Genomic DNA, 9,128 nt, shown 5'->3' on the forward strand with positions numbered 1-9,128 from the left:
ATGTCAATGATTTTGCCTTAATGTATGAGGAAAGAAGACATTGCGCAAGATGCAAGGGCTTAGATTATTGCAAAAACAATGAGAAAGGATATTGCCTTTCAGTAAACGAATTTGATGAATTCTCAATAGAAGAATGCAAATATCAAAGAGTAGAAAGACAAAAGAGAAACTCTTTAATAAAAACCTTGTATTTGCCTGATGGCATATTAGATGCAAAGCTTGAATCCTTCGATACAAATTCGGAATCTAGAAAGAAGATTTTTGCCCATATTACAGAATATGGATTAAAAAAGAATGGGGAATCCTTCGATAAAGGATTACTACTTTATGGTTCTTTCTCTAGAGGCAAAACCTATGCGTTAGCTGTTATTGCAAATGAGCTTTCGAAAAGAAATGTGCCTTCCTTACTGATCTATTTCCCTGATTTGGTTTTAGATTTAAAGGGTGCTATAGGAACAAATAGATTTGAAGAGCTAATCAATATGCTTAAGGATATTGAGGTATTAATGCTTGATGATTTAGGTAGTGAAAATATGACACCATGGTTAAGAGATGAAATATTAGGTCCTATCATTAATTACCGTATGATGGCGAAGAAGCCTATCTATTTTTCATCAAATCTGAATCCTAATGATTTGAAAAAGCATTTAGCTATCGATGATTCTGCATCATCAAAGCTTAAGGCGGATAGAATTCTTTCTAGATTAACTTCTCTAGCAGAAGTATTAAATATGGATGATTCAACATTTTATAATAGATAATTGGAGATTTATATAATCTCCATTTTCAAATTTTAAATACAATTTAAGAATTCTGTTGATTTAGGAAATACAATCGAGTATAATTATTTTATCAATGAAGAGGACAAGATATAAAGAAAATTTTCTTCATAAGAGATGGCTAGCTGGTGAAAATGCCAAAGAAAATCTTTATATTACTACCTTGGAGATGAATGAAGGAAATGTCATTCCGTATTCCTGCGTTAAAGGTGAATTGAGTGTCAGATTATTTTAATCTGGAAGCTAAGGTGGTACCGCGATTATACGTCCTTAAGATATTATTCTTAAGGATTTTTTTATTGGAGGAAGATATTATGTTAAAAATTACTTTAAAGGATGAAAGTGTACTTGAGGTTTTAGAGGGTAAGCTAATTATTGAAGTAGCAAAGGAATTATCCCCAAGCCTTGCAAAGAAATGCTGTGTTGCAGAATTCAATGGACGTCTTGTAGATTTAAAGATGCCACTTGTGGAGGATGGAAAGCTTGATTTAGTAACCTTCGATGATGAAAGAGCATTTGAGGTTATCAATCACTCCTGTGCTCACTTAATGGCTCAGGCAATGGCTCGTCTATACCCTGGTACAAGATTTGGTGTAGGTCCTTCAATCGAAGAAGGATTCTACTATGATTTTGCAATTCCTGAGGTAATCACAAATGAAGATTTACCTAAGATTGAAAAGGAAATGCAAAAAATCGTTAAGGAAAATTTACCTATTAAGCATTATATGCTATCTAAGGCAGATGCAAAGGCTAAATTTGCAAGCGATAAATATAAAATAGAATTAATTGATGCCATAAGTGATGACATGGTTGGTATTTATGAGCAGGGTGAATATAGTGATGTATGCCGTGGACCTCATGTAATATCAACAGGCTTAATTAAGAATTTTAAACTTTTAAGTGTTGCAGGTGCATACTGGAGAGGCGACTCTAAGAATGATGTATTAACTAGAGTTTATGGTACTTGCTGGGCAACTCCTGAGGCCTTAGCGCATCATTTAGAGGTACTAGAGGATAGAAAGCAGCGTGACCATAGAAAGCTTGGTCGTGATATGCAAATCTTTATGTTTGATGATTTAGTAGGTAGAGGACTTCCTATGTGGCTACCTAATGGATTTATCGTAAGAAGACTATTATCCGATTACATCATGGATAAGGAATATGATTTAGGATACCAGCATGTTATGACTCCATCCTTAGGTAATGTTGAATTATATAAGACATCTGGTCACTGGGCTCATTACAAGGATGATATGTTCCCTGCAATGGAACTTGATGATGAGGCATATGTATTAAGACCTATGAACTGTCCTCATCACATGGTAATGTTTAGATCAAAGCCACATTCCTATAGAGATTTACCTGTAAGAATTGCTGAAATTGCAAATGACTTTAGATATGAGGCATCTGGCGCGTTAACTGGCATTGAAAGAACAAGAGCGTTCTCTCAAAACGATTCTCATATTTTTTGCCGCCCAGATCAAATTGCACAGGAATTCAAGGCTGTTACAAAGCTAATTTTAGACGTTTATAAGGATTTTGGATTCGAGAATTATAAATTCCGTCTATCCTTACGTGATAAGGAAAATACAGAGAAATATTTCGGCAATGATGAATTATGGGAAAGAAGCGAAAACGAACTTCGTGAGGTTTTAAAGGAATTAGGTGTCGATTATTATGAGGCTTTAGGTGAGGCTGCATTCTATGGACCTAAGCTTGATGTACAGGTTCGAAGCGCAATCGGTCATGATGTAACCTTATCTACGATTCAGCTAGATTATCAGCTACCAGAAAGATTTGAATTAACCTATGTCGATCAAAATAACCAAAAGGTAAGACCTGTAGTTATTCATAGAGCAATCCTAGGCTCTATGGATCGATTTGTTGCCTTCCTACTTGAAGAAACTAAGGGTGTACTTCCTGTATGGCTAGCTCCAGTACAGGTAATGGTTATTCCTGTGAACAATCAATTCCATCTAGATTATTCTAATGAAATTGTATCTATGCTAAAGCAAAAGAGAATTCGTGTAAAAATGGACGATAGAGAAGAAAAGCTTGGATACAAGATTCGTGAAGCTCAGATGAAGAAGATCCCATATCAGTTAGTTATTGGTGATAATGAGGTTAAGGATGGTACTATTACATATAGAGAATATGGAAAGAAGGAACAGGTAACTGTTTCTAAAGAAGAATTCTTAAATATGATGGTTAAATTTAACGAAGAAAAGAAGTAAAATTATGGCCTAAGATAATCCCTTAGGCCTTTTTTCAAAAAGGAGATGATTCTATGGGAGGATTACTTGAAGTAGAAGGCCTTAAATTTAAATATACAGATAATAATCTTTTTAACGATGTATCCTTTAGAATCCTTCAAAAGGATCATATTGTATTAGTTGGTGACAATGGGTGTGGTAAATCCACATTCATGAATTTGATTGCAAAAAACTTAATTCCTGATGCTGGTAAAATTACATGGATGAATGGCATTACCTATGCTTATTTAGACCAGCAATTAAAGGTAAAGCAGGATATATCTATCATAGATTATATTAGCGATGTATTTAAGCCTTTAATGGAAAAGGAAAAATTAATGAATTCCTATTATGATAAGCTTGCTACATGCGAAGAATATGAATATGAGAAATATTTGAACTATGCACAAGCCATTCAAGATGAGCTAGATAAAGAAAACTTTTATGCAATGAATTCTACAATGGGAAATATGATCAATGGCTTAGGGATTCGAGAATATGGACTAGATACAGAATTATCTAAGCTATCTGGTGGACAGCGTGCTAAGGTATATTTAGCTAAGCTTTTGCTTGAAGCGCCAGATGTACTATTAATGGATGAGCCTACCAATTTCTTAGATGTAGCACATATCGAATGGCTTGGGGATTATTTAAAGAGCTTTCCAAAGGCTTTTGTTGTCATTTCTCACGATGAGGGCTTCTTAAAGGCGATTGGTGAGGTTGTATATAATCTATCAAATAAGAATATGGTCAGGTATAATATGCCTTACGAATTATATCTTAAGGAAAAGGATTTAAGAGAAGAGCAATATAAGCAAGCCTATATAAACCAACAGGCCTTTATAAAAAGAACACAGGAATTTATTCAAAAGAATATTGTTCGTGCAACAACTACAGCACGTGCACAATCCAGAAGAAAAATGCTTGAAAAGATTCAGGTTTTAGAAAAGCCTATGAACCATGAGCCTATGCATATTACCTTCCCATTCTCTAAAGGGTTAGGTCAAGAGGTATTAAAGCTAGATCACCTTACCGTAGGTTATAAGGATAAGGTAGTCTTAGAGGACTTAGAGTTTTTGATGAAGCAAAACCAAAAGATTGCAATTTTAGGCCATAATGGTGTAGGTAAATCTACGATTTTAAAAACGATTATGGGACTTATTCCACCCCTTAAAGGCAAATACGTATGGAATCCTAGTGGTGATTTAAACTATTTTGCCCAAGAGGAAGTATATGATGCCCTGACAACTCCAATAGAATATTTAAGATATTATTATCATTTAAAGACCGATGGAGAATTAAGAAGTGTGCTTGCCTCTGTTGGAATTAAGGGGGACCTCGCCGTAAAGCCAATGTGTCAGCTTTCTGGTGGGCAGCAAACTAAGGTAAGGCTTGCCCTAATGACAATGAAAAAAAGTAATATATTAATTTTTGATGAGCCTACGAATCATTTAGATGTATTATCCAAAGCAGAGCTTTGGGAGGCTATAGATAAATTCCCTGGTTCTGTAATTTTAGTTACACATGAGGATGATTTTTATGAAGGTTTAGTCGATATGGAATTAAAGTTTGAGTAGAGAATTAATCCCCCTTTTATATAATAAAAGGAAATGATTTTCTTCTTGACATTTCATTATCATACACTTATAATAGACAATGCTGAGGTGATTTTTATGCAGTTAACTCTGGCTCAGTTAAGAAAGGTTACCTTCCCATATACTGTAGAGGAGGATATAGATTTAACCGATGTCCTTAACGGATTTGAGGATATTATATCCGTATCTAATGTTCATGTAACATCTACAATTAGGGAAAGAGGTATAGATACCTACCATATAAGCTTCCATATTGTATGTGAGCTTACATTAGAGGATTCTGTATCGCTAGAACCTGTTTCCTATCCTATTGATACTAGGGCAGAAGAGATTTTTACTAAGGATGAAACTCTAGAAGATGTATTCCTAATCGATGGAATTACATTAAACACAAAGGAAGCAATTCTTACGAATATTCTTTGTGAAAAGCCAATGAGCTATACTCTTTGTGAATTTGAATCTGATCCAGAACCAAAAGAGGAAGAAAAGTCAGATATTAATCCTGCATTCGCAGCATTAAAAGATTTAATCTAGGAGGTGTAAAAGATGGCAGTACCTTTCAGAAGAACTTCTAAGATGAAGAAAAGAGTAAGACGTTCTCACTTAGCATTAAATGTTCCAGGAATGATCACTTGTCCAAACTGTGGTGAATTAACATTAGCTCATAGAGTATGTTCAAACTGTGGTTTCTACAAAGGCAAGCAGGTTGTAGCTCCTAAGGCAGAAAAAGTTGAGGAATAATTTCATTTTAAGAAAATATTGCTGATAGAAATAGGCTCCAGGGGAGCCTATTTTCTATATATGATAGATTTTATACTTGAATTCATTTATAATGAATGAGGAGTTGATATTATGTATATACATAAAAGTGTTTTATTAAATGAAGCAATAGAAGGATTAAATATTAAACCAAATGGAATCTATGTAGATGCTACTACAGGTGGTGGTGGACATTCAAGCCATATACTATCTAAGCTTACAACAGGGCATTTATATTGCTTCGACCAGGATGAATATGCTTATACTAGAAGCAAGGAGGTATTAGATCCTATTTCTAAGGAGAATTATACCTTCATTAAATCTAATTTTGTAAATATAAAAAGTGAATTAAACAAGCTTGGTGTATGGAAAATCGATGGTATATTATACGATTTAGGAGTTTCCTCCTTCCAATTTGATATACCAGAAAGAGGCTTTTCCTATAATTATGATGCACCACTCGATATGAGAATGAATCAAAGCCAGGAATTGACTGCTGAAATTATTGTGAATAGTTGGAGCTTTAATGATTTAATGCGAATCTTTACAAGATATGGTGAGGATCCATTTTCTAAGCAAATCGCAAGAGCGATTGAGCGCGAAAGAGAAAAAAGAAGGATTCATACTACCTTTGAGCTAGTCGATGTAATTAAGAGTGCACTACCTGCTAAGGTATTATCCAAAAAGGGACATCCTGCAAAACAGATCTTCCAGGCCTTAAGAATTGCCGTTAACGATGAGCTTCGAGTCTTTGAGGTTTCTATTAATGATGCATTAGAAATGCTAAATTCTAAAGGTAGAGCAGTAGTGATTACCTTCCATTCTCTTGAGGATAGAATATGTAAAACAGTATTTAAGGAAAGAAGTACCATAGATATTCCAAAAGGAGTACCTATTGTTGGTATAGAAGCACCATATGAACTAATTACTAAAAAGCCTATTGTTGCTAACGAAGAGGAGCTTTTAGAAAATAATCGAGCACATTCTGCAAAAATGAGAATCATTGAAAAGAAATAGTGGTATAATAGAAAGAAATTAAGGAGGAATTTATAATGAAAAAGAATACATTAGCTTGGTGGGTAGGCTTCTTAGCCTTCATCATTTTATTTGCTGCAGGTATCGCATGGTGCTTACACTGGATTCCAGCTGTAGCAGGAGTTTTTGGCAGTATTAAAATGATTGCATCCATCGTTTTAACTGTAATTGCTTTAGTCTTTGGTTGGACTTGGCTTAGAACTACAATCAAGAATAAAACTGCTTTACTTGTATTATCTATACTATTTGTAGTATTTGCAGCATTAGCAATTTTAGGATTTATTGGTATTTAAGATAAGGGCACATGCCCTTTTTCTTTTATATAAAGAAAAGAGCCACAAAAGTGGCTCAATGTACTATTTATGAAGTAATCTTATTTCGTTATTTACTGCATCCATAACATATGGAATATTAGGCTTTATTTCACCCTTGATAATCTTTGCTGCGATAAATGTTTCAATGTATTTTGTAATATATCTTTTTACTGGTCTTGCACCATATGCCTCATCAAAGGCTTGATCTAGGATATATTGCTTTAAAGAATCTGCAAAAGTCATATCGATACCCTGTGTAATTAATCTCATATTTAAATTCTTTAGCATCTTTGTAACAATCTTTAATTGTACATCCTTTGTTAAAGGATTAAATGTGATAATCTCATCGATACGATTTAAGAATTCTGGCTTAAAGTTTTCCTTTAATAATTGATTTACCATAGCTTCCTTATTTGCATCATGAGAAAGAAGGATATCAGAACCAATATTTGATGTCATAATGATGATTGTGTTCTTAAAATCTACGCATCTTCCTTGAGAATCTGTTAATCTACCATCATCAAGGATTTGAAGTAGAATATTAAATACATCATGGTGAGCTTTTTCAATTTCATCAAATAATACGATAGAATAAGGATTACGTCTAACCTTTTCCGTTAGCTGTCCTCCCTCCTCATATCCTACATATCCTGGGGCAGAGCCTATAAGCTTAGATACAGAGTATTGCTCCATATATTCACTCATATCTAATCTTACAATATGAGATTCTGAATCAAATAATGCTTCAGCTAAGGCTTTCGCAAGCTCTGTTTTACCAACTCCAGTAGGACCTAAGAATAAGAAGGAACCAATAGGCTTATTTTCATCCTTAATTCCGGCACGCTGTCTAATGATAGCATCACTAATTAATTCAACTGCACTATCTTGGCCGATTACCCTTTCCTTAAGTGTTTCTGCAAGAGATAAAATCTTTTCTCTTTCACCTTGCATTAGCTTTGAAATTGGAATATTTGTCCATTTAGCAACAACCTCAGCTACAGCCTCCTCATCTACAGATTCGGAAAGTAAATGGTCTTCCTTAGATTTTTCTTGATATGCCTTGATTTGCATTTCAAGGGATGGAATTAGAGAATACTGAAGCTCAGATGCTTTCTTATAATTTCCTTCGTTAAAGGCCTTTTCAAGTTCAAATTTCTTATCCTCTAGTTCCTTTTTAATATCCTTATATTTGCTGATTTCAGCTTTTTCCTTTTGCCATTTTTCAGTTAATTCTTTCGCTTCACTCTCAAGCTTTGAAAGCTCATCCGTAATAGCAACCAATCTCTTCTTAGAAACGTCGTCGGACTCTTTCTTTAGTGCCATTTGCTCAATCTTTAATTGGGCAATCTTTCTATCAGCATCATCCAAAGAAGTAGGCTTAGAATCGATTTCCATACGACAAGAAGCACAAGCCTCATCAATTAAATCAATAGCCTTATCTGGCAAGAATCTATCGGTAATATAACGATTCGATAGTGTTGCTGCAGCTACAATCGCATTATCCATTATGGTTACACCATGATGTAGTTCAAATCTTTCCTTAATGCCACGTAATATAGAGATTGTATCTTCAACTGTAGGCTCAGAAACTAAAACCTTTTGGAATCTACGCTCAAGTGCACTATCCTTTTCGATATATTCCCTATATTCCTTTAAGGTAGTAGCACCAATACAGTGAAGCTCGCCTCTAGCAAGCATTGGCTTTAGCATATTGGATGCATCTAGTGCACCATCTGCCTTACCAGCGCCAACAATAAGGTGGATTTCATCAATAAACATAATGATTTTACCATCGGATTCCTTAACCTTATTTAATACCGCCTTAAGTCTTTCTTCAAATTCACCCCTAAATTTAGCACCTGCAACAAGAGCTCCCATATCTAGTTCAAAGATAGATTTATCTTTTAATGTAGTAGGAACATCGTTTGCTACAATACGTCTAGCTAAACCTTCAATGATTGCTGTTTTACCAACACCTGGTTCTCCAATTAATACAGGATTATTTTTTGTTTTTCTTGAAAGGATTTTGATGATCCTACGGATTTCTTCATCACGTCCGATAACGGGATCAATTTTTCCTTCCCTGGCAAGCGCAACAATGTCTCTTCCATATTTTTCAAGTACATTTTCATTTTCATTTTGTTCGTTATTATACTGCATATATCATCACACCTTTCTGACTCTCTCACCTAAGTCAACTCTATTATAATATTAAAAATTGGCACTGTCAAGTGTAGAGTGCCAAAAAGTAGAAAAACAATAAAAATATGTTTGACATTAGTATGTCATTTCAGTATAATAGAAGCGTTCACGAATATGGACCCGTAGCCAAGTGGTAAGGCACGGCACTGCAACTGCCTGATCGTTGGTTCGAATCCGATCGGGTCCTCCATT

At 34.7% G+C, this 9,128-nt stretch carries 8 protein-coding genes and 1 tRNA gene; 8 read left to right on the forward strand and 1 reads right to left on the reverse strand.

What is annotated here, in order from left to right; genetic code table 11:
- The 7 genes from SPJ17_RS07865 to SPJ17_RS07895 form a co-directional block, all read left to right on the forward strand.
- On the forward strand, positions 1-761 hold a 761-nt coding region (locus tag SPJ17_RS07865; RefSeq protein ID WP_321094487.1), incomplete at its 5' end, for an ATP-binding protein.
- Positions 762-1,093: 332 nt separating this feature from the next.
- Positions 1,094-3,013, forward strand: a complete 1,920-nt coding sequence (gene thrS / locus SPJ17_RS07870; RefSeq protein WP_321094489.1) for a threonine--tRNA ligase — start codon at positions 1,094-1,096, stop codon at positions 3,011-3,013.
- A 53-nt stretch (positions 3,014-3,066) separates the two neighbouring features.
- On the forward strand, positions 3,067-4,608 hold the full coding sequence (locus SPJ17_RS07875; protein WP_321094491.1) for an ABC-F family ATP-binding cassette domain-containing protein: 1,542 nt from the start codon (positions 3,067-3,069) through the stop codon (positions 4,606-4,608).
- A gap of 96 nt (positions 4,609-4,704) precedes the next feature.
- Complete coding sequence (locus SPJ17_RS07880; RefSeq protein ID WP_321094493.1) at positions 4,705-5,160, forward strand: DUF177 domain-containing protein; 456 nt, start codon at positions 4,705-4,707, stop codon at positions 5,158-5,160.
- Between the two features lie 12 nt (positions 5,161-5,172).
- Entirely contained in the window at positions 5,173-5,367 is a 195-nt protein-coding gene (gene rpmF, locus SPJ17_RS07885; protein ID WP_321094495.1) for a 50S ribosomal protein L32, read from the forward strand.
- 111 nt (positions 5,368-5,478) lie between these two features.
- Complete coding sequence (rsmH, locus tag SPJ17_RS07890; protein ID WP_321094497.1) at positions 5,479-6,402, forward strand: 16S rRNA (cytosine(1402)-N(4))-methyltransferase RsmH; 924 nt, start codon at positions 5,479-5,481, stop codon at positions 6,400-6,402.
- A gap of 35 nt (positions 6,403-6,437) precedes the next feature.
- On the forward strand, positions 6,438-6,713 hold the full coding sequence (locus SPJ17_RS07895; protein WP_321094499.1) for a hypothetical protein: 276 nt from the start codon (positions 6,438-6,440) through the stop codon (positions 6,711-6,713).
- 63 nt (positions 6,714-6,776) lie between these two features.
- On the opposite strand, the gene SPJ17_RS07900 is transcribed toward SPJ17_RS07895, so the two are convergent.
- Positions 6,777-8,894, reverse strand: a complete 2,118-nt coding sequence (locus tag SPJ17_RS07900; RefSeq protein WP_321094502.1) for an AAA family ATPase — start codon at positions 8,892-8,894, stop codon at positions 6,777-6,779.
- Between the two features lie 158 nt (positions 8,895-9,052).
- On the opposite strand from SPJ17_RS07900, the gene SPJ17_RS07905 reads away from it, so the two are divergent.
- Positions 9,053-9,126 (forward strand) — tRNA-Cys (locus tag SPJ17_RS07905).
- The last annotated feature ends 2 nt before the right edge of the window (positions 9,127-9,128 follow it).

This window comes from Anaeroplasma sp. (assembly GCF_034179385.1).
Lineage (GTDB): Bacteria > Bacillota_I > Bacilli_A > Acholeplasmatales > Anaeroplasmataceae > Anaeroplasma.